General features: G+C 68.5%; 25 protein-coding genes and 3 pseudogenes. 9 read left to right on the top strand and 19 right to left on the bottom strand.

Going from position 1 to position 19,965, the window contains the following annotated elements; genetic code table 11:
* Positions 1–39 precede the first annotated feature (39 nt).
* Positions 40–1,074: a hypothetical protein gene (locus ABZW10_RS18910; protein WP_355366658.1), complete on the top strand. Its 1,035-nt coding sequence runs from the start codon at positions 40–42 to the stop codon at positions 1,072–1,074.
* Between the two features lie 293 nt (positions 1,075–1,367).
* Here ABZW10_RS18910 and ABZW10_RS18905 read toward each other — a convergent pair whose 3' ends face one another.
* The 13 genes and pseudogenes from ABZW10_RS18905 to ABZW10_RS18845 all read right to left on the bottom strand — a co-directional run bounded on the left by ABZW10_RS18905 (position 1,368) and on the right by ABZW10_RS18845 (position 11,365).
* Positions 1,368–2,501 (bottom strand): methyltransferase domain-containing protein, encoded by a 1,134-nt coding sequence (locus ABZW10_RS18905; protein WP_355366655.1) that lies wholly within the window; start codon positions 2,499–2,501, stop codon positions 1,368–1,370.
* The gene (locus ABZW10_RS18900; protein ID WP_355366652.1) at positions 2,498–2,647 is read right to left on the bottom strand and encodes a hypothetical protein; all 150 of its coding nucleotides are present in this window, start codon (positions 2,645–2,647) and stop codon (positions 2,498–2,500) included. The genes ABZW10_RS18905 and ABZW10_RS18900 overlap by 4 nt, the downstream gene beginning before the upstream one ends.
* Before the next feature lie 26 nt (positions 2,648–2,673).
* Positions 2,674–3,258 (bottom strand): DUF6262 family protein, encoded by a 585-nt coding sequence (locus tag ABZW10_RS18895; protein WP_355366649.1) that lies wholly within the window; start codon positions 3,256–3,258, stop codon positions 2,674–2,676.
* A complete protein-coding gene (locus ABZW10_RS18890) occupies positions 3,255–5,837 on the bottom strand; it encodes a site-specific integrase (RefSeq protein WP_355366646.1) in 2,583 nt (860 codons plus the stop codon). Before ABZW10_RS18890 ends, ABZW10_RS18895 begins: the two co-directional genes overlap by 4 nt.
* An 11-nt stretch (positions 5,838–5,848) precedes the next feature.
* The gene (locus tag ABZW10_RS18885) at positions 5,849–7,024 is read right to left on the bottom strand and encodes a tyrosine-type recombinase/integrase (protein WP_355366643.1); all 1,176 of its coding nucleotides are present in this window, start codon (positions 7,022–7,024) and stop codon (positions 5,849–5,851) included.
* An 86-nt stretch (positions 7,025–7,110) separates the two neighbouring features.
* Positions 7,111–8,019: an MvdC/MvdD family ATP grasp protein gene (locus tag ABZW10_RS18880; RefSeq protein WP_355366640.1), complete on the bottom strand. Its 909-nt coding sequence runs from the start codon at positions 8,017–8,019 to the stop codon at positions 7,111–7,113.
* Position 8,020: 1 nt separating this feature from the next.
* A complete protein-coding gene (locus ABZW10_RS18875; RefSeq protein ID WP_355366637.1) occupies positions 8,021–8,281 on the bottom strand; it encodes a hypothetical protein in 261 nt (86 codons plus the stop codon).
* Between the two features lie 71 nt (positions 8,282–8,352).
* Positions 8,353–9,180: a helix-turn-helix transcriptional regulator gene (locus ABZW10_RS18870; protein ID WP_355366634.1), complete on the bottom strand. Its 828-nt coding sequence runs from the start codon at positions 9,178–9,180 to the stop codon at positions 8,353–8,355.
* Positions 9,177–9,698 (bottom strand): DUF6879 family protein, encoded by a 522-nt coding sequence (locus ABZW10_RS18865; protein WP_355366631.1) that lies wholly within the window; start codon positions 9,696–9,698, stop codon positions 9,177–9,179. The genes ABZW10_RS18870 and ABZW10_RS18865 overlap by 4 nt, the downstream gene beginning before the upstream one ends.
* Positions 9,682–9,885 (bottom strand): hypothetical protein, encoded by a 204-nt coding sequence (locus ABZW10_RS18860; protein WP_355366628.1) that lies wholly within the window; start codon positions 9,883–9,885, stop codon positions 9,682–9,684. The genes ABZW10_RS18865 and ABZW10_RS18860 overlap by 17 nt, the downstream gene beginning before the upstream one ends.
* Before the next feature lie 101 nt (positions 9,886–9,986).
* Positions 9,987–10,499 carry a DUF6879 family protein gene (locus ABZW10_RS18855; protein ID WP_355366625.1) on the bottom strand — a complete coding sequence of 171 codons (513 nt, stop codon included), beginning with the start codon at positions 10,497–10,499 and terminating at the stop codon, positions 9,987–9,989.
* Between the two features lie 378 nt (positions 10,500–10,877).
* Positions 10,878–11,063 (bottom strand): annotated as a pseudogene (locus ABZW10_RS18850) (DUF6879 family protein); the annotation flags it as partial.
* Positions 11,000–11,365 (bottom strand): hypothetical protein, encoded by a 366-nt coding sequence (locus tag ABZW10_RS18845; protein WP_355366622.1) that lies wholly within the window; start codon positions 11,363–11,365, stop codon positions 11,000–11,002. The pseudogene ABZW10_RS18850 and the gene ABZW10_RS18845, both read right to left, overlap by 64 nt.
* A 268-nt stretch (positions 11,366–11,633) precedes the next feature.
* Between ABZW10_RS18845 and ABZW10_RS18840 the strand changes: the two genes are divergently transcribed.
* Complete coding sequence (locus tag ABZW10_RS18840; protein WP_355366619.1) at positions 11,634–12,083, top strand: hypothetical protein; 450 nt, start codon at positions 11,634–11,636, stop codon at positions 12,081–12,083.
* A 250-nt stretch (positions 12,084–12,333) separates the two neighbouring features.
* On the top strand, positions 12,334–12,840 hold the full coding sequence (locus tag ABZW10_RS18835) for a hypothetical protein (protein ID WP_355366756.1): 507 nt from the start codon (positions 12,334–12,336) through the stop codon (positions 12,838–12,840).
* Positions 12,841–12,867: 27 nt separating this feature from the next.
* Here ABZW10_RS18835 and ABZW10_RS18830 read toward each other — a convergent pair.
* Positions 12,868–13,092: pseudogene (locus ABZW10_RS18830) on the bottom strand (DUF6879 family protein); the annotation flags it as partial.
* A 536-nt stretch (positions 13,093–13,628) separates the two neighbouring features.
* On the opposite strand from ABZW10_RS18830, the gene ABZW10_RS18825 reads away from it, so the two are divergent.
* The 3 genes from ABZW10_RS18825 to ABZW10_RS18815 all read left to right on the top strand — a co-directional run bounded on the left by ABZW10_RS18825 (position 13,629) and on the right by ABZW10_RS18815 (position 16,153).
* Positions 13,629–14,657 (top strand): hypothetical protein, encoded by a 1,029-nt coding sequence (locus tag ABZW10_RS18825; RefSeq protein ID WP_355366616.1) that lies wholly within the window; start codon positions 13,629–13,631, stop codon positions 14,655–14,657.
* Positions 14,658–14,694: 37 nt separating this feature from the next.
* The gene (locus tag ABZW10_RS18820) at positions 14,695–15,324 is read left to right on the top strand and encodes a hypothetical protein (protein ID WP_355366613.1); all 630 of its coding nucleotides are present in this window, start codon (positions 14,695–14,697) and stop codon (positions 15,322–15,324) included.
* 322 nt (positions 15,325–15,646) lie between these two features.
* Entirely contained in the window at positions 15,647–16,153 is a 507-nt protein-coding gene (locus tag ABZW10_RS18815) for a DinB family protein (RefSeq protein WP_355366610.1), read from the top strand.
* A gap of 11 nt (positions 16,154–16,164) precedes the next feature.
* Here ABZW10_RS18815 and ABZW10_RS18810 read toward each other — a convergent pair.
* Positions 16,165–16,287 (bottom strand): annotated as a pseudogene (locus tag ABZW10_RS18810) (IS5/IS1182 family transposase); the annotation flags it as partial.
* A gap of 155 nt (positions 16,288–16,442) precedes the next feature.
* Here ABZW10_RS18810 and ABZW10_RS18805 point away from each other — a divergent pair.
* Complete coding sequence (locus ABZW10_RS18805; protein WP_355366607.1) at positions 16,443–17,036, top strand: hypothetical protein; 594 nt, start codon at positions 16,443–16,445, stop codon at positions 17,034–17,036.
* Between the two features lie 77 nt (positions 17,037–17,113).
* Here the strand turns inward: ABZW10_RS18805 and ABZW10_RS18800 are convergent, their stop codons facing one another.
* The 3 genes from ABZW10_RS18800 to ABZW10_RS18790 all read right to left on the bottom strand — a co-directional run bounded on the left by ABZW10_RS18800 (position 17,114) and on the right by ABZW10_RS18790 (position 18,638).
* Positions 17,114–17,404 (bottom strand): DUF397 domain-containing protein, encoded by a 291-nt coding sequence (locus ABZW10_RS18800; protein ID WP_355366604.1) that lies wholly within the window; start codon positions 17,402–17,404, stop codon positions 17,114–17,116.
* Between the two features lie 164 nt (positions 17,405–17,568).
* Positions 17,569–17,751 carry a DUF397 domain-containing protein gene (locus ABZW10_RS18795; RefSeq protein ID WP_355366601.1) on the bottom strand — a complete coding sequence of 61 codons (183 nt, stop codon included), beginning with the start codon at positions 17,749–17,751 and terminating at the stop codon, positions 17,569–17,571.
* On the bottom strand, positions 17,748–18,638 hold the full coding sequence (locus ABZW10_RS18790; RefSeq protein ID WP_355366598.1) for a helix-turn-helix transcriptional regulator: 891 nt from the start codon (positions 18,636–18,638) through the stop codon (positions 17,748–17,750). Before ABZW10_RS18790 ends, ABZW10_RS18795 begins: the two co-directional genes overlap by 4 nt.
* 126 nt (positions 18,639–18,764) lie before the next feature.
* On the opposite strand from ABZW10_RS18790, the gene ABZW10_RS18785 reads away from it, so the two are divergent.
* A complete protein-coding gene (locus ABZW10_RS18785) occupies positions 18,765–19,274 on the top strand; it encodes an ATP-binding protein (protein ID WP_355366595.1) in 510 nt (169 codons plus the stop codon).
* The gene (locus ABZW10_RS18780; protein ID WP_355366592.1) at positions 19,261–19,467 is read left to right on the top strand and encodes a hypothetical protein; all 207 of its coding nucleotides are present in this window, start codon (positions 19,261–19,263) and stop codon (positions 19,465–19,467) included. Before ABZW10_RS18785 ends, ABZW10_RS18780 begins: the two co-directional genes overlap by 14 nt.
* Before the next feature lie 32 nt (positions 19,468–19,499).
* On the opposite strand, the gene ABZW10_RS18775 is transcribed toward ABZW10_RS18780, so the two are convergent.
* Complete coding sequence (locus tag ABZW10_RS18775; protein WP_355366589.1) at positions 19,500–19,898, bottom strand: RidA family protein; 399 nt, start codon at positions 19,896–19,898, stop codon at positions 19,500–19,502.
* Between the last annotated feature and the right edge of the window lie 67 nt (positions 19,899–19,965).

The following is a 19,965-nucleotide window of genomic DNA, read 5'->3' as shown; positions in this document are numbered from 1 at the left end:
CGCAGCGCAGGTCGCGACAGGCAGGAAGGACAGGCAGCCATGCCGGCGCCCCAGCAGGAGAACCCACTCCGAGGACTCCCTCCCGACCCGTTCGCACGCCCGTTCCTCACGGCCGCCAACGGCGAGCTGCTCGTGCACCGCCGCCGCCCCGACGGAGCGGTCGAGACACTGTGGCGCGACCGACTCGTCGACGGTTCGGAGTCGACGACGCTGACGGACGGGAAGTTCGTCCCGAGCCGGTCGGAGATCGCCGCGCTGGTCGGCTCGTTCGCCGGTGTCGTCTCCTACCCCGCCAAGAAGGTCATGCACCGGTTCGACCAGGCGGGCGGAGAGCACGCCGTCGAATTCATCCCGCGCGGCGCCGGCCGCCACGGCGGCCCCCACCTGGTCCTGGCCTGCAGCGAAGGCGACTACCTCGGGCTGCGCGTCTTCGACCTCTCGAAGAAGGACGGCCTCCGGCCGGTCCAGCAGCTCCGGCTGCCCTCCTCCCACGCGCTCCACTGGGACGAGCCGACCAGGTCCCTGTGGGCGCTGGGCACCAACGTCTTCCCCCGCGTCCGCCACGACCCCCCGCTCAAGGCCGTCCACGGCGAACTGCGCCGCTACCCCGTCGGGGACAGCGGGGCCGGGCCGCTGGGGGAGCCGACCGTCTACCGGCTGCGCGACTCTCCGAAGGTCCCCGGCTACAAGGACGACTGGCGCGACGGGCCGCACGACCTCCTCCTGCTGCCGGACACGCGAACGTTCCTGATCTCCACCGACCTCGACGTCTTCCAGTTCGACATCCACACGGCCGACCCGAACCGTACGCCGGAGGAGAACTTCACCCCTGCCCGCCACGGCGTCCTCAAGGGCTTCACCCCCCGCCGACCGAAGGACGGCCTCGGCAGCATCAAGGCGATGAGCCTGTCGCCGGACGGCAAGGACCTCCTCATCGCCCAGGCCGACGACGACTTCTACTCCACCCACCTCGTGTCGTACCGCCTCGACACGCAGGTCCGCTCCGACCTCCAGCTGCCTTACAAGACCTACAAGGCCCGCTGGTTCACCGCCCCGGACGTCGAAAGCTACTGAGCCCGGAGCGGGGGCAACCAGCTGACGGGAGAGGCCTCACCGCTCGGACAGCCGGGTGCGGGAAGCCGGCCTCCGTCAGCCCTGCCGGGCAATCGGGGGGAGGGCTACCCGCGCCGGTGGCGGAGCCAGGCGCATCCGTGGGAGCTCAGCACGTGCCACGGACGGCCGGGTGCCTCGGCGGCGCGGGGCGTCCACAGGCCGGTGCGGATCGTGCCGAAGGCCGTGGCGGACCGATCACGAGGTCACGCTGTCCGCCCGACGCTCCGCTGCCCGGGAGTGTGCTCCGGGCTCGATCAGAGGGCGCAGGACGTCGTCCCGCCGTCCGGGGTGGTGTAGGTGACCAGTTGGGGGCCGCCCGGGGCGGCGGTGAGGGTGAACCACTCGCGGCGGGGGCGATGGTGGCGGCGCCAGGTGGTGTAGGCGGCCTCGATGATCTGCCAGAGGTCGCGCGGTCCGCCGGTGGTCACGGTGGACGGGCGGCCGGGGTGGTCCGGATGGTCCTGGACGTGGACGGTCGAGCCGTCGTTCGGGTCGTGGAGCGTGCCACCGGAGCGCACGACGGCCGGGGGCAGGCGCAGGCCCGCCCAGAAGGAGAAGCCGTGGTCGTCCAGCACGCGGGCGCCGACGACGCTCGTCCGTTGCCGGCCCGCGACGGGGACGTCGTGGGCCGGCGCCGGGCTCCCGTCCGCCCGCAGGGGCATGAACGCGGCGGGCCGGTGCAGGAACCGGCCCGCCGCGCCGCCGTCGGGCAGCTTGGTGAGGCAGGCCACCGCGCCGCCGCCGAGCGCGTTGCCGATCGGCGCGACGATCAACCCGCCCGTCACGCACTGGTCCAGCCAGGCCGGTGGGAGGCGGCGGACGGAACAGGTCGCGATGATCCGGTCGTACGGCCCGCCGCCCGGGCAGCCGACCGCGCCGTCCGCCCGCCGCACGACGGCCGCCGCGAAGCCCGCCCCGGCCAGCCGCTCCCGCGCCGTGTCCGCGAGGCGCCCGGTGCGGTCGACGGTGGTGACGTTCCCGGCCCCCGCGAGGTGGCAGAGCAGTGCGGCGTTGTACCCGGTCCCCGTGCCGACCTCCAACACCCGGTCGCCGGGCCGGACATCGAGCGCGTCCAGCATCTCCGCCATCAGCCCCGGCGCCGTCGACGACGACGTCGCCACCCCGCCCACCCCACTGGCCGGCGCGTCCTCGGCGTGCACCCCGTCCACCTCGGTGACCAGCACCTCGTCCGCGTAGACGGCCCGCAGCCACCCCTCGTCGCCGCTCCGCCAGGGCCGGTGCACCCCGTCCTCGGACCGGTAGAACGCCGGTACGAACGGATGCCTCGGCACGTTCAGGAACGCCTCGACCACCCGCGAGGACAGCACGGAGGCGCCCCGCTCGATGTCCCGTGCCAGCCGGATCCTCGCGTCGAGTTCCGCGGTCATTTCTCGTCCTCTTCCAGGTAGTCGCAGATGGCGGCGGTGATGGGCAGCCCCGTCGCCTGTTCGACGAACCCGTACTGCCCGTTGGGGTTGACCTCGAGTTTTCCGACCTCGTGAGCGAACTCTGCCGCGCTGACCTGCTGTTTCACGTGGCGTGCATGTTCGCCATGTGCGTTCACGGGGTGGACCGGGTTTCGAGGAGTTGGGCTTCGAGCTGGGCAATGCGCCGGTCCTGGAAGCGGTTGTTGGACCGGGCGGCCTGGAGGCGTTCTTCGAGGGTGCGTTTGGCGTGCTCGGACTCGCGGAGCCGTTGCTTGAGATTGGAGTTTTCCGCAGTGATGCGATCGATGGACTCTGTGGTCTGTTCGGTTTCCAAGTCACGCATATGGCCCATGAGTTGAGCAATTCTTCCGCGCTGGGTCCGGACCTCGGCGTGCGCGGCTTTGAGGGCGTCCTCGGCGTTAAGGGCGCGTTCTCGCCAGGCCGTGTCGGTCCCAGTCCGGGTGACGTCTGCTGCGACGCTCCCATGCGTGGCGGCCTGGTCGGTGGCCTGACTGAGGAGCTTTCGGGCGTCAGAGTTTTCGTAGAGGAAGGTGCGCGAGACGTGTGCCCGGCGAGCGACGGCAGCGGCGGTGACAGGGGCTTTCTCACGTCGCAATGCTGCGACGGCGGCGCTGACTTGGTTCACTTTGGCCGCCGTGCGCTGGCGGCGGGCTTCGAGAGCTGCGGTCGTTCTTGGCAGGGGGACCTGCTCGTTCATGCCGGGATCTCCTCGTCGGCGGGGTCGCTGTCCGTGGCGGCGAGGGCAAGGTCGGTGGCCCGGAAGCCAGTGCTCCAGAGCCGCTGGAAGTAGTCCTGGGGGCGTCGCAGGTCCAGCGCGAGAGCGTCATCGAGCAGGCCGAGACCGGCCAGGGCTTTCTCCAGGCCGTCGATGGCGCGGGCGGTGGGGGCGAAGACCTCGTAAAGGTAGTCCGCGGTCGCGTCGTCGGGGGCGCGTTCGGCGATGGAGTGCCACTGCTCGCGTTTGCGGCGCCAGTAGAGCAGGTCGGCGCCGGACATGACGAACTTGTCGCAGTTCTCGCAATCGAGGTTGAAGGGGCAGGCGCCGCCGTCGACGACGGGTTGGAAGGTGCAGAACCCGCCTTCGGTCGGGGTGCTGCGGCGGGCCAGGTCGATGGCCAGGGCCTCGGCCTGGCGGCGGTTGAGAGGGGCGAGGTGGCTGGAGAGCAGTTCGCCGGGGCGGGCGGCGCCGGGGCCGGCGACCCAGACATGTTGGAGGACGTCGTCGATCTCGGAGACGGCCACTTGCGCGTAGTGCTCGGCCATTCGGTCCGAGACCTGGCCGAGGTAGCGGCGGATGTGGGAGAGAGAGGCGCCGTGCCGCAGGAGTTTGGTTGCCAGGGTGTGCCGGGCCTGGTGGGGGACGACGTGGCCGAGGTCGAGGTCGTCGACCCAGGGCCGGAAGTGGCTTTGGAACCAGTTGTAGGACAGCGCCCGCTGGCCGTCGCGGCTGCGTTGGGTGGACGGGAACAGGGCCATCGCGGTGCGCTGGCGAGGTGTGGCCTGGCGTCCGCCGTGCTGGTCAGCGAAGCGGGCGAGGGTCTTGCGTTGCCGCTCGGCGAGCCGGTCGTAGAGCGGTTCGGGGATGCGAATGGCCTGATCGTAGTTGCCGACTTTGGTCTGGTCGTGCCAGAGCATGGGCAGGCCGTTGTAGCGGCCGATGCATTCCAACTTCAGGTTGATGATCTCCCCGGCTCGGCGGCCGGTGTAGACGATCGCCTCCCAGATGTCCCGCATGCCCTGGTCGCCGGGGTCATGGGCCGTCGCCAGCAGCTCCAGGTTGCCCTGGTCGGCGAGCGCGCGGGCCACCTCATCGGGGAACGGGCTGCGGCGGCGAGTCGCGGTTCGACCGCCCGAGGGCATGGCGACGATGAACTCCCGTGACAGGCCCAGCTGTTCGCAGATGCCGGTCTCCAGAGCGCTTCGGAGCACCTGGCGCGCCCCGTTGAACAAGGTCCGCCGCAGGGCTGGCGTGACGACGACCTTGCTCGTGTGGTCTCGCGAGGAGAGCACACGAGCGGGCAGCTTCATCCGCTCCTTGCGCCGGATCTCGGCGACGTAGCGCTCGGCGTGTTCGGCGGTGAGCTCGCTCGGATCGTGGCCTCCGTCGGGGGCATGCGCCTGCAGGAAGGCGCCGAGCTCCAGGCATCCCTTGCGGGCGACGTCCATGAAGACGGCGGTTCTGGGGCACTGTGGCGAGCGAAGCACCGCGGCGAGGTGGTCCCAGAGCAGGTCGCGCAGCCACCGCTGTGGCACGTCAGTCAGCGGGTAGAAACCGGAACGGCCCTTGAGCAGGACTCCGAACAGCTGGGTCTGGAGAAATCCGGCCTCCCGGGCGTCCTGCGGGGTGAGGTAGAGCAGCTGGAGCTCGGCGAGGACCTCACTCGCGATCATGCGTTGGTAGCAGTTCTTGACCGCGGAGAGGTCCAGATCGGTCAGACAGTTCAGCTCCTGCCGGTGGCAGAGGTCCACCAACCCCTGGATCCACGGCAGTTCCCAGGCCCGCCGCTGGTCTCCGCGGCCGTGGGCGTGCAGGCCCCACTGGATCTCGGCCCTCAACAGTGGTCGAAGCCCGCGCAGGTTGATCTCGCCGACCCGCATCACCGGTGGCTGGGTCGCGCACCAACGACGGAAGACAGCCTCGTCCTGGAAGTTGATGGGTATGGACAGGCCGCGCTTCTCGTGACTGTTTGACCATTTCGCTGGCAGCGACGCTCCGCCCGGCCTGTCCGCAGCGCGGTAGCGGTCCAGGTGCAGCGTGCACAACCCCAGCGGGGACTCGGCCAACTCGTCGCAGGCCCGAGTCCGGCACTCTCCGTAGCTGTCGCACGGCATCTGCCCACTGACCCACACCTCGAAGTCGGCGTCATCGCCTCTCGTGCGCTGGTGGTTGCTCCAGCGGTTGCGATGCCGGCGACACAAGGCCAGCTCCCGGTTGAACGCAGGCCGCCCAGGACAGATGCGGCACCGGACCGCCTCCACCATCCGGCTGGCCTTCAAGGGCTCCGCAGTGTGCACGAAGTCGCTCTTGCGCCCGCCATCGTTCTTCGCCCGCTTCCACTGCTCGGCGTGGATGGCGCACAGATCGTTCTTCGCCCAGCGCGGACGCTCGCAGTCCACGACCGAGCAGTGCCAGGGGTAGACAGGGTGCCGGTTCGGGACGCGGATCACCTCCTCCCGAAAGACCGGCTCGAAGCCCGGCCCCTCGATCAGCGCAGTCAGCACCTCCAGCCGGTCCCGGGCCTCGCGCCGGTGCGGGTCGGGCATGCTGGCGGTCAAGGACAACACGCTCATTCGCCCTCACCCCACGCCTTGTTCAGGGCCCGCGCGAAGTCCGGGTCGTGGACGTCGGCATGCGCGTAGATCTCGTCGACCGTGGTCGCCGAGGCCCAGCCACCCGCTTCCCGGGTGATGATCAGGTTGCCGCCGGAGGCATCAAGGACGGCGGTGGCGAAGGAGTGCCGGAATCCGTGGGGTTTGACCCGGCCCAGCTCCGCGCGTTCCCCCGCCCGCCGCAGCATGCGCCGGGCGGCATCCGTGGTCCACGGCTGCCCACTCTGACCGCCGTGCAGTTGGACGAGGAGCATGCCATGCCCGGCCTGCCGGGGGTACTCGGTGGTCATGTACTCGAAGTAGGTGTGGATCATTGCCGGGCTGACCCGCCGGATCAGCCCGCCCGTCACGGCGCCGTCTTCAATTGCCCACTCGGGCTTGGTCTTTGCTGCCGCCCGATTCGGGTTCGCCGGCCGGTGGCAGACATGCACGTGCGGCGAGCGGCACTGCCCGCACCCGGCACCCTCCCGCAGGTGCAGGTCCTCCAGGTGCAGGCCGCACAGCTCCCCGATCCGGAAACCGCCGTCGGCCAGCCAGGTCACCACCATCCGGTCCCGGGCCGAGTTGACCACCGCCAGAAGCGTCTCCTTTGCCCCCTCCGGGGCCATCTTCGGATGCCGCCGCCGCACCCGCCGCGGGGCCAGCGGATTGCTCGGCATCGCCGTCTTCACGTGCCCGAGCAGAGCGCGGTTGCGGTCCGCGCGGCTCGGCAGCCGGGTCCGGTCCAGTTGCTTGCCGAGGTCTTCGTTGACGCCGAGCGCGGCCTGGTGAAGGTAGAAGCCCTTCAGACAGGCCGCCGCCAGCGACAGCGTCGCCTGCCTGTACGGCCGCTTCCCCTCCCGCCACGGCTGTCCGAACGGCCCGGACGTCTTCGCCCCGACCGCCCCCATGTACCGCTGAAGATCCGACAACGCCACCGCCGCCAGCGGCAGGCACTCGCGCTCCAACCAGCGCAGATGGTCCACCAGCAGGTAGGCGTACGTGCGATCGGTCCCCGGCTCCCGCGTCCGCAAGAACCGATCCGCCTCTGCATGGACCGCACCCTCGGGCCAGACGATCGTGTAGGCCCGCGTACCGTCCCGCCGCTCCAGAACCTGCACCCGCAGGTCCCCGATCACCAGCTGCCGGCTCATACCCGGCCCCTGGACCACATACCGAACATCACGTACATGGCCGGTCAACGAGTACGCCACGATTCAGGACACGGGCACCACGAACATCACGAACAGTCAGAAAGGAGGTCGGTAAACTCCAGGAACACCCACTCCCCGGACGGCGTCACGACGAAGTCGAACGCCCCGTAGGGCAGGCCGAGTCGCGCGAGCATGCGGTGCACGCCGGCAGCCACCTCGGCCGGGGGCTCGCACACGCGGTAGCGGAGGCTGTCGTAGTCGCTGCGCCAGTCGACCCGGGCGGCGTCCGACTCCGCGTGGATCTCGGCCGCGAACAGCCGCCCGCCCACCGCCGTGAGCCGGACCTCGTACGCCTTCGGCACCCACTCCTGGAACAGGTGCGCCGTGGCGGCGATGGCCGGGTGCCCGACGTCCTCCGGCCGGAGCACGCTCGCATACACCGCCAGCGACTCACCGCCGGCGGTTCCCCGGATCGGCGTGAACGGCTTGTAGACGACGGGCCCGCCGATCCGCACCGCGAACTCCCGCGCGGCCTCGGCCCGGTTGGTGATCAGCGTCCGCGGCACCGCCAGTCCGCACTCCGCCGCCACCCGGAGCTGGAGCGGCTTGGACTCGGCTTCCTCGGCCCGGCCCGGCGGCGGCAGCCACCGGGCCGGGAGAGCGGACAGCAGGCCGCCGAAGCCCCGCCGGGCTTCGGCGGCCACCACCGCCCGGGCCTCCGGGGCAAGTCCGGGCGGGAACTCGCACGGTGTGGGGCGGCGGTAGTAGACCGAGCGGACGGCGGCCAGGTCGAGGGAGCGACGGCCGGTGGCGAGCACCCCACCCCACCCGGAGGGCGACCCGTCGAGGCCCGCCGCCACGGCGAGCCTCGACGGGAACCACGCCGTGTCCGCCCGGAAGACCGGCACCGCACGCCGGTTGAGCTCCTCGATCACCAGATCGGCGGTCGGATCGAACGCCCCCGTGACAACGAGAACAGTGCCGGAACCGGACATCTCAGTCGTTGCTGCTTCCGGGGTCGTCCGGCGCGTCCAGCTGCCCGGACGGCTGCGTCGGCCCGTACGTCTTGGGCGGGTTGCTGGTCATGTAGACGCCGGGCGGCAAACCTGCGTAGCTGCAGGTCTGCGTCTCCTCGTCGTACACGACCTCGGAGGCCAGGGCGCCCCCGCTCCCCGTGACCGGGCTCAGGAACCGGAACGCGAACGGCCGCGCCGCCCCGCCCAGTTCGTCCAACACCGGCAACGTCGCAGTGGACATGGATCTCCCTCTCCTTCTGCTCACCTCACGCGGTGAGCAGGATTCAAGGTAGAGCCGAATCCGATGGACAGTCAGGAGGTTTCACGTTGCCGCAAGAACTCGTCCCTGATGGCGGCGAGCATCTCCCGCATGGGCTCACCTTCGAGGGAGAGCTGCTCGAATTTCCTGAACCGCGCCAGGTAGAGGTCCAGGTCCTTGGGGTCCGTGGTGGAGACCTCAGCGTGTGGGATCTCCACGATGACCAGCCGGCTGTCATAGACGATGAAGGAGGACGAGCTGACCTCGGTCATCCGCGCCGATAGCGGGACGATTCCGATGCGCACGTTCGGAAACCGGGACAGCGTCACGATCCTGTCGATCTGGAGTGCCATTTCCACGGGCGAGACGATCAGCCAACGAAGGACCGACTCCGTGATCAGGTAGTGAAAGCGCTTCTCGGGTTCAAACAGCACCGCCTGCCGTTCGAGCCGCGCGGCTATCGTGCGCGACAGGACATCGGGGGTGAGCCCCTTGGGGCTCAGGACGGCCCGCACATATTCCGGAGTCTGGCAGAGCCCGGGGACACAGGACGGCTGAAAGACCCGCTGGATCGCCGTCTCCGCCTCGACGGCCCGGATGCTGTCCTGGTGGTGGTGAAGTCCCGTTCGCCGGAGGAAGCGCCAGGCCACGACCTCGGTCGCCTCCCGGCGGGCTATCTCGACCAGGTCGGACCGCACGGCGTCGGGAACGCCGATGGCGGTGAGGATCCGGTCGACGTCGATGGTGGTCGGCTTGGCCTTGCCCGTCTCGATCCTGCTCAGTTTGGAAGGAGACATGGCTGCGCTGCGGGCGACTGCCTTGGCCTCCTTCCCGGCGGCCTGTCGCAGGTCCCGCAGCGTGCTGCCGATGTCGTTTCTCACGCGGTGCCGTGCCGCTCCCACCAGGACTCGAACGGCTCGGCACGGCTCAGCGCGGTGTCCCTGAGGGCGATCCACTTCTCGGGGCCGGATTCCTCCTCGGCCCCGGTGAACACCCCGCCGTCGGCGTACGCCATCGAGACGACGGTCGATTCGTCGAACATCCAGAAGTCCGGTGCACCGGCCAGCGGGTTCGGCTTGTCGGTGACATCCAGGATGTAGAACTCCTCGCCCGCGGTGGCGTTCTTCCGGTAGCCCCAACCGAGTTCGAACCGCAGGTACGGGGTGAGCGGCCGCGACAGGACGTGTACGCGGTACATGCGCCGTCCGACGGACGTGTTCCGCCGGACCTGCGTCAGCCATGGGGCGTTGTAGTCCTGCGGCTGAGGTTCACCCGCGAGGAATGCCTGATAGGCGTCGAAGTTACCGGAGCCGCTGTAGTCGTCCAGCGTTTCGAGGCGGAAGGCCTCCTGCTGGAACGTGTCGAACAGGGCGCCGAAGGCGTCAGGAGAGATGGTCACGGGCAACCCTCACCAGCAGATCGATCGGAATGCGCACGGCCGTCTCCGTCTCCGGCAGGCTCATGGTGGCGAGCGCCTCGGGGTCGTCCACTTTGAACCCCTGCACCACGAGCTCGCCGGTGTCGGTGGAATAGACGGTGGGGCACGGCCCGTGGTCGCACGAGCTGTCGAGCAGTGTCAGTTTCACTGATGCTCCCTCGATTGCGGACGGCGTCAATCTTCCCGATCCCGACCCTGGCGCGGCAAGGGGATGCTGTTGCGACAACGCGAAATCGGGTCGAGGCCGGCTCAGGACCGCGGCTGTTGCCAGTACTCCGCGAACGGAACCGCCCGGGACTCGGCGATCTGCCGATAGTGGAGGTACTCGGGGGTGGCCTCTGCGGGGAGCTTCTCGGCTCCGATGAACCTGCCGTCCGTCGTGTAGTGCATGCGGTAGACGTCGGTGTCGTCGAACAGCCAGAAGTCGTGGTCCGGGAGCCCGGCCACCTGCTGGTCGGCGCGGTCGATGATTCCGATGGTCTCGCCCGCCGTGATGTTGCCGGGGTAGGCGGCGAGTTCGTACCGCAGGTAGTCGGTCAGCGGCGAGGTGAGGACGTGGACACGGGCCACCGTCTTGCCGTGGTCCGTCATGGACCGGACCCACGGGTTGTCGGCCCACTCGGGCGGCATGGGGTCGCCGGCGAGGAAGGCCTCGAACTCCTCCCGCTCCTCCTCGACGTCGTAGAGGTCCAGCGTCTCCAGCCGGAACGCGGTGTGCTGGAAGTTCTCGAAGAGCCGGCCGAATTCGGTTCCGTCGATCATGGAAGTAGTCCTCCAGGATGTTCACAGGCACACGGACGACGGCCTCACCTTCGGGCAGGCCGATCTGGGCGAGCTGTTCGGGGTCGGTGACCACGTAGCCCTGCACGAGAAAGGCGGTCTCGTACTCCGTTCCCCACAGCGTCGGGCAGGTGCCGCTCTTGCAGTTCGAGTCACCGGACAGTTTGCTCAGAGCCGCTGGTCCTCCTCGTTCCGTTGTCGAGGTCGATACTTCAGGCTCGCCCCGCCGGTAGGCAAGGCCATCGGCTTTCCAGTACAGGAAAGAGCGGAGCTCGAACACCGGAGCGGGACGTCAGCCCGGCCGACTTCCTACGCGGAGCCGCAGACCGAGGGCGGTTCGTGCCTGTTGGAAGTCGGTGCTCACATGCCGGACGGTACCTCAGCGGCGAAAGGTCGGTGCGGCGTGGCGAAGTGCCAGGCGGCATCGCGGACCTGGCAGGCGCGGGCCACCTGGACCGGGTCGGTGATCAGCTCCACGCCGGTCAGGTCGTCGTCGGGGTCGAAGTGCAGCAGGGCGATGACGCGCGAGTCGAACAGCCAGGTGTCCTCGGCCGGAAGGCCGTGTGCTCGAAGTTCTCGAACATGCCGTCGAACTCGTCGAAGCCGATCAGCACGGGCTCCCGGCCGACGGTAGGGAGCTGCGCCACCTCGTCGGGGTCGGTGACGGCTTCACCCTGCACCAGCACCTCTCCGGTCTCGACGTCCCCGTAGAGCGTCGGGTAGCCGTCTTTCCCCGAGTTGCTTCCGATGTACCGCAGTCGTCGGCTCACAGCCGCCCCCTCGCTGTCGGTCAGGCCGGTTAAGAATGCCGTGGGACCGGCCCGGGCGGATGGCTGATTCTCGAACATCCATCCAGGACGTCAAAAAGCTCCCACCCTGCCAGGGCCCACCGCCGGCTGCGGCCACGTCGCGAATGATCTCACCATCCTCGTCCTGTTGCGCCGATCGGGCGATCGCAGCAGGGCAGAGCGAGGAGGAGCACGGTGGGCGCGGGAAGCCGGGCCTAGCTTGATCACGGACGCCTCGGGCCAGGGTCGGCCGAGGGGTCCGGTCCGACTTCGCGCAGTCGGCGCGCGGACCACACCATGCCTGGACAACCAGCCTCCCGGAGGAAGCATGAGTGACGTATCGGAATACGAGCTGAAGCTCGACTGGGTTCGGATCGACGACATCAGCGAGGACTCCGACGACCCCGTCGGCGAGATCTACGGCAGGATCGAGCTGGACGAGGTGACCTTGTGGCAACCCACCGTCGACGGCATCCTCGGCGGAAAGATCGCGACCCATATGGGCATGCGGGCCGGCGAGTTCTTCAAGTTCCCCAAGGACCGGTCCTCGCGACGGCACTTCGATGACGACGCTCCGCAGCAGTCCGCCCCCTTCCACCTGAAGATCCAGCTGATGGAGAAGGACGACTGGAACGCGGACGACAAGATCGCCAAGGTCGATGCGGAGATCCGTCCCGACCCGAGCGACTTCAACGGCAAGGCGAGCGTGACCACGGAGAAGATCGCCTCAGCCGACGGCAAGATCACCTACCGATACACGCTCACACGAATCGGCTAGCACCTGTCCGGCCCCGGGGCACGGCCCGGGGCCGGTTGCCATGACCAGGTCTGCGGGCAGCACGGCCGGCAGCCTCGGCCAGCGCTACTCCACTTCCCGTGTTGAACTACAGATCACGGTCAAAGGGTGCAGGGGGCTGTCGGCCGAGGGGAGTTCGCTCGGTTGGCTGCACAGGAAGTCGGGCGGGCCGACTTCCTGTGCAGTCGGCCGGCAGGACCGGTAGCTGTTCGTTCGGGGAGGGGAAAGCAAGTTGTCGGTTCTTCATGTCATCACGGGTGCACCGGGGGCCGGGAAGTCGACGCTGCTGGGGCACTTGGGGGCGTACCCGTTCGGGAGTGTCGACTTCGATGAATTGCCGGAGCCGGATGGCAGGCTGCTGGGCATCGGCATCACCTCGCCCTCGGCGAGTCCCGTGTGGCCCGCCTACAACAGGCTCTGGGTGAAGATCGCGAGCATGATGCTCCGGGCCGGCGGGCCCGTGCTGATCCTCTGCCCCTTGACGCCGGGCGAATGGGCAAGCGCGGCCGCAGACGTCGTGGACCCGCCGCGCACCTCCTGGGCACACCTCGACTGCGCCGATGCCGACAGGCGCGTACGGCTTGCCGCGCGCGGGTGGGGCCCGGATCGGATCGAGGACGCGATCGAGGACGCCGAAGAACTCCGGCGCTTGGTGGACCGGCAGTTCACCACCACCGGCCGGAGCCCTGCCGAGGTGGCTTCGGCCGTCGCCGACTGGATCGCCAACGGCCCGGAGTAACACCCTTCGAGCGACGACGTTGTCGAGCAGGTACCGCTGTCCCGGGGTAGGCCGGCTGTCCAGGCTCCGCACCCGCTCGAACCGCTTGCCGAGGCCCACCTGCTCCCGGCGCGACCGGCACCACGGGTCCTCCAGGTCCCAACCGGCCGCCTGCCCCGCGGCGAACCGGCGGTAGGTCTCGGTGAGTTCGTCGGACCGGCACCGGCGACGGGTCTCCCGCCGGAAGGCCGTGTGCTCGAAGCTCTCGAACATGCCGTCCAACTCATTGAAGCCGATCAGCCTGTGTATTAGCACAGCGGGAACCCAATGCCCGCCTGGTGCACCGGACGATCCGCTTACGCTCCCAAAGTAGCCCACAGGCATCGAAATGGACTGGACCCCGGATCAACCGGCGGACCATCACGAGCGGTTGAGAGCAGCGTCACATGTCAAACCAGGAATGGCCGCGCAGTCAGCGGCCTGCCAGAATCGACTCATCGCCGGTTGCGCGCGAGGGACACCTACTCGCCGTAGAGTGCGCGCGCTGAAGGTCTAGCCAAGGGGGGCTTGATGATTCAACGTGTCACAATAGCTCTTGCGGCCACCGCTCTGACGGCTGCAGTCACGACCGGAATATCGTCGGCCGGTCCTGATCTGACCGACCAGCAGTTCGCAAATCTGGATGTCGCCCGACAGATGAAGATCCTCGACCCGCTTCGGGCTGTGGAGATGCCCTGGGGGAGCAAGGGCGATCAACCCACTCCGACATCTACGGGTCGCTCGCGATCGACGCCCCCAAAGGGCGCGTCGTGCTGTACGTGACAGACACTACCAAGGCAGACCGCCTGGTCGCAGATGCCAAGAAGTCGTCACCCGCCATCAACATCGCGCTGATCAAGGTCGCGAAGTCGAGCCACTCCCGCAAGGACCTGGCCGCAGCTCGGGATCAGGTCGTGGCCGAGGCCGAGTCGAAGAAACTGCCGTATCCGGTCCACGCCGTCGCATTGAATCCGGATGCCAGCGGCCTCAGGATCGTTACGGACAAGGCCAATGCTGCTGCCCCTGCCGCGAAGTCCGAGGTCGCACCATACAGGACCTCCATGGGGGCGGAGATCCCCGTCACGCTGGAGGCGGGCGAAGCACCGGAAAGTCTTGAATGGCGCTGGAACGATGTCCGGCCATTCATCGCCGGGGACTACGTAGAAGTCAATGGGCACGCGTGCACGACGGGTGCCGTCGCAGGCATTGGAACCGGAGACTTCATCCTGACGGCCGCTCACTGCTTCCCCGAGAACTGGGAGGTCTATGGCAACGCCTATCCGTCTCACGACCTGAACCATCAATGGACGGGAAACCGTATCGGAGTTGTCACCAATGTGTCCCCGCAGTGGGACATGGAGGCAATCTACACAGGGGCTAGTGGAGGAGTCGGGGCGACATCCGACGAAGCCGACAACGTCCAGAATCAGTGGTACCGGGTGGAGGGCGTCGCCTACAGCTACAACGGCGACTGGGTGTGCCATGACGGCATCACGTCCTACTACTCAGGGCACGGAGTGCCCTGCGGCATCAAGGTCACAGACAGCGATATCTCGTGGACCTCCCGGGAGCCCTACTGGTGGGACGGAGTTCGTCACACCTCCCGTGGCGTCTGCGGGCACTCCGACGGCTGGGGGGCTGATCACGGTGACAGCGGCGCTCTGGTCTTCGCCTTCAGCGGTGGAACTCGCCAGGCCCGGGGAAGTCTTTCAGCTTCCGACAACAACACTGTCTGCTGGACCGAAATCAAGGACTACTTCAAGGCAGTCGGACTGAGCCTCTCCCCTTACCACGCTTGAACGAACCGGATCAGCGAGCAGAACGGGATCAGTTGACATGAAAGGGCACCGCCGAGCGACCGTATGGTCGGCAGGGTTTCTCACGAGCCTGCTGCTCACCGCATGTGGCAGCGGTTCACTGTCGGCCGGCGGAGACGGGGGCCCCAAGTCACCACCTTCGCCGATCGACGCCGTCACCTACGCCGCCCTGCAAAACCTGGAGTCGGCGCTCGGGGAACAGGGGCGCACGAACTTCCAGGACACCTTCGGCACGCTTCAGCTCGACCCGGCCGGGCGGCGGGTTGTGCTGTTCGTGACCGACGAGGAGCGGGCGCGGGGCCTCGTCGAAGCCGCGTCGGCGGCGCACCCGGGCATCCAGACGTCCTATACCGCGATCCAGAAGTGCCGGTACTCACGCGGCAGGGTCGACCCGGCGATCAAACTGATCGGGGAAGCAGCAGGGTCGAACAAGCTCCCAGCCCCCGTCTACTCCGCCGCCATGCTCCCTGACGGTTCCGGCATCAAGGTCACCACCACCAAGGTGGGTACGACATCCAGGGAGCTCAAAGACGCCGTCGCCAAGCTCGCCGGCGACATCTACGTCTCGTACGAGGAGGGAGGGTCGTTCGAAAACCTCGACCGTACCGCCACGATGGTCCCCCCGGGCAGCGCTTCGGCGCCAAGATGAGTTGAGTGTCGACCCCTGCCATCCGGACGGCGGGGGTCGGCATCGGTCTGACGGCATCGAGGTCCTGGCTGAGGAAGCCGGCGAACAAGGTGAGGTTACCGTCGCGCGCGTTCAGGGTGCGAAGCGCCGCCCCGCGTGGCCATGGCACAACCCACAACCGGGGGCGGCACCACTGCCGTCCACAGGTGGGTGGACGGCCGTTGGGCCCAGCGGAGAGGCTGGCCGTCAGACGGGACTCGGCCGTGTCGGTCAGCCTCGTGAGACCCGACCTGGTCGGTAAATGCCTCGACATTGGGTCCGGTGTTCGGGGACGCTTCGCACGATGACGAGAATCGACGACACGCCGCCCGCGTGGGACGAGCGCACCCAGCTCACCACGTTCCTCGACTACGCCCGTGACACCGCGCGTGCCAAGTGCGACGGCGTCTCTGCGGAGGACGCCCGCAAGGCCCTCCTGCCGGGCTCGCCGCTGATGACGGTGAGCGGGCTGATCAACCACCTCCGCTGGGTCGAGTACTCCTGGTTCCAGGTGGTCTTCCTCGGTGAGGAGGACCAGGGCCCCTGGACCGAGGAGGACCCTGACCGCGAGATGCGTATAGCCGTCGACTTCCCGCTCGCCCAACTGCTCGACGAATACGCCGAACAGAGCGCCCGCTACCGCGAACTGGTCGCCGGGAACGACCTGGACACCCGCGCCAAGCGAACGGTCCGCAACGGCCTCCACGTCGACCTGCGCTGGATCCTCCTCCACCTCACCGAGGAGACGGCCCGCCACAACGGCCACCTGGACATCCTCCGCGAGATGCTCGACGGCACGGTCGGCAGCTGACGCCGGCGGGGTCACGGGCGGAGCCGGAGTCGGAGTCGGATCGAGGCGACGGTGACGGTGCCGTGGAAGACATGGCCGCGCTTGTCGAACCTTGTGGCGCGGACCGACGAGTCGCGGTGCGCTGTGCGCTCGACGATCGTCCACGCTTCCGGGGATCGAAGCCCCGGTTGCCCCTCTTCCGGGTGAATTCCTCGGCAGCCCGGAACCGTTCGCGGCAGTCCGGTTCCCGGGTGGTGAGGATGGCCGACGCACCGGGCTCCGGCCACGCCGAACGCTGAGGGGTACGCCCATGTGGAAGTCACTACTGCTGCACCGATCGCTGCGCCGTACGGCGGTCGCCGCGGCCGGCTGCCTCGCCCTGCTGGCGGGTACCGCCCCGGCGTCGACCGCGCAGGGCACCGCGAACCGCGCCACCGGTCACCGGCTCCTGGCGGACTTCGCCCACCCCACGCCCTCGAAGCGGGAGACCGTCTTCGACCCCGTCTACCTCGTCCAGGCCAACTCGGGCCGCGGGGCGACGTTCGAGGTCTACGCGGGCTGGGACTACGCGCTCCTGACGAACCAGCCGGGCAACGGCACCGCCCTGGTCTTCACCCTGCACGCCGACGACCTCACCTACAGCATCGAGTCGACCTCCGCCAACTGGGGCGAGTACCGGACCTGGTGCCTCTACGGAACCGACATCAGGCTGGAGAAGAGCAGCTGCCGGACCCGCTGGCAGATCGAGGACCTGGGCGGCGACGAGTTCTACCTCAAAGTGGCGGAGTCGAAGAAGAGGATCAAGACCAGCAAGCTGCAGGACCGGAAGCGTTGGCTGGCCGCCGAGGAGGAGATCTTCATCGTCAACGAGGAGTTCGTCAGGTTCAAGCTCGTCCACCCCTGATCCCGGGCTCGCTCAGCACAGGCGGCCGTCCGCCGGTGGGTGGACGGCCGCTGGGCGCCGAGCGGGGAGGCCGGCCGTCAGACCGACTGGGCGAAGGCGAGGAAGGACTGCCAGGCGGCCGGGGTGAAGGTGAGGTGGGGACCGGACTTGTCCTTGGAGTCGCGGACGAGGACGGCGGACGTCGTCTCGGCGACTTCGACGCACTCGCCGCCTTCGCCACTGCTGTGGCTGCTCTTGCGCCAGCCGACCTCGACGCAGCAGGCATTGTCGTTGAGGCTGTGGCTGCTCTTGCGCCAGGCGATCTCGACGCACTCGCCGCCCTCGTTGCTGCTGTAGCTGCTCTTGAACCACACCAGATCGCTGCTCATGGCTCTCCCTGAAGTGCGGGTGCTGTAGCGCGCGTTCAGGATACGGAGCGCCCGTCCCGAAGGCCATGGCACAACCCACACACGGCGGGGACGGCACCCACACAAACAGCGGCCGTCCACCGATGGGTGGACGGCCGCTGGGCGCCGAGCGGGAAGACTGCTCGTCAGACCGACTGCGCGAACTCGACGAAGGACTGCCAGGCCTCCGGCGAGAAGGTGAGGTGGGGACCGGACTTGTCCTTGGAGTCACGCACCAGCACGGTCGACGTCGCGTCCGCGACCTCGACGCACTCGCCACCATCCGGCCCGCTGTAGCTGCTCTTGAACCACACCAGATCGCTGCTCATCGCTCTCCCAGAATCTTCTCGATCAACGACAGGGACTCCTGCGGAGTATGCGCTTGCGCCCTGAGAGTGCCATATCGAGCATTCATGACACGGACCTCCTCCTGGGCCGTGATCAGCCTACTGCTCGTCTGCACCTCGATGTAGGCCATCTGCGGACGTCCTTTGGGGGTGATCAGGATGAACGGCCCACCCGTCCCCGCGCTCTCCGTACGGTCCAACGGCATGACCTGAATCACCATCCCCCGCATGCTTCCCACCTTCAGCAGGTGACGCAGCTGCTCCTCGTGGATCTCCCATCCACCGAGGGGCCGTCGGAGGACACTCTCGTCGATCACCCAACCAAACACCGCACGGGGCCACTTCGTCAGGATCTCCTGCCGCGCCATGCGAGCCGCAACACGCGTCTCAATGACCTCCTCGGACAGGAGCGGCTGGCTCATCGAGAAGACGGCGCGCGCATGAGCCTCGGTCTGAAGCAGCCCCGGAACGCTGTAGAGGCTGACGCAGTGAAGCTCCTCGGCGATGGCTTCGAGCCCCGCGTAGCCCCGGAACCACTCAGGGTGCCGCACTCGCGCCTTGGCTTTCGCCCGTTCGATGTCGTCCGCGATGACGAGCAGCAGCCCGCCGGCGTCCAGCACCTTCTCGGCCGCCACCAGCAGCTCCCTCTGCGGCGTCCGCTTGCCCTGTTCAACCGCGCCGATCAGACTCTCGGTGTAGCCGACCGCCTTGGCGAACTCCTTCTGCGTCAGACCCGCCCGCTCACGCAGCAGCTTGATCTGCTTGCCGACGGCCCGGAGGAAGTCCGACACCTCCGACAGGTCCTCGTCCAGCTCCGGACGCGCCACCACGTCGCCGCTGTCTCCGCCGGTTCCCTTAACTTCGGTCATTACGACCTCCCCATTTTCCGGTCACGGCCGACCGCCGTCACGCGACACTTTCCGCACACACACAGGCACTCACCGTGCCCACCAGATGCGTCGTCAGCCTAAGCCTGGGGGGGCAGGCTTTTCCCCATGAAGTCCGAAATTCCCCTCGACGACCCCGAGCCGCGCGCCCACACCGCGCTCCTCACTTCCACCCCCAAGGGAGCCGCCATCGGCCGCCGGATCGCCCGGCAGCAGCTGACCGCCTGGGACCTCAACTCCCTTTGGCCGGAGGCGTTTCACCACGCGTTGATCATCGTCGCCGAGCTGGCCGCCAACGCCTCCACCCACGGGCGCACTCCGGGGCGCGGGTTCGAGCTGCACCTCTCGCTCACCACCGCGCGCCGGGCGTGCACCACCGTGCTCCGGATCGAAGTCTCGGACTGCCGAGGCGACCGCCGACCCGTCCTCCCGTCGGCGGCCTGCCCGCCGGACTCCCAGTCGGGGCGCGGGCTCACCCTCGTCGACGCGCTCGCCGACCGTTGGGGCACCCTGCCCCGGGAGCCCAACGCCAAGACGGTCTGGGCCGAACTCGATCTGCCCGTCGCCGAGTTCAAGACCGCCCCCGACCCCTCCCCCACCGACGATGTCGCTGCCTGACCAGACCCCGCACCCCCAGCACAGCCCGGCCGCCGCCGCAGCCTACACCGTCCTCCCCTTCGCCCTCCTCCTCGCGCTGATCGCCTGGATCTACCCGGTCCTGAAGTACCACCACGACCTGCGCCCCACCACCCCGGCCGCCACAGCAACCGCGCCTGCGACCGCGACCCCGACCCCGACCCCCAACCCCTGACCGCCGCACAGGAAGTCGGCCCCGCCGACTTCCTACTCCCCCTCCGCCGCCGGCCGCCGGGCGTCGACCTCGATCTCGATGCGCATCCGGGGGTCGGCGAGTCCGCAGACCATCATCGTGGCCGCGGGCCGCACCTCCCCGAAGTACCGCCGCAGCACGGGCCAGCAGGGCTCGAAGTCCGCACGCTCCGGCAGCAGATACCGCACCCGCACCACGTCGGCGAAGGTGCAGCCGGCCTCGGCCAGGGCCTCGCCGATGTTGCGCAGGCACTGCTCGGCCTGCTCGACGACGCCGTCGGCGATCGTCATCGTCCGGTAGTCGAATCCGGTGGTCCCGGAGACGTGCACCGCATCCCCGACGACCACCGCCCTCGCATAGCCGATCTGCTCCTCGAAGGTCGAACCGCTGAGAATGGCGCGTCGCTCTGTCATGCGGCGAACGCTAAGCACGCTGCGGCGATACGTCCAATACCCGAATAACCATCGCCTGATATCCCTA

Origin of the sequence: Kitasatospora sp. NPDC004723, assembly GCF_040609255.1 — a bacterium.
In the GTDB taxonomy this organism is placed as follows: domain Bacteria; phylum Actinomycetota; class Actinomycetes; order Streptomycetales; family Streptomycetaceae; genus Kitasatospora.
The sequence above is the reverse complement of the archived record's forward strand: the minus strand, read 5'-3'. Positions and strand labels throughout refer to the sequence as shown.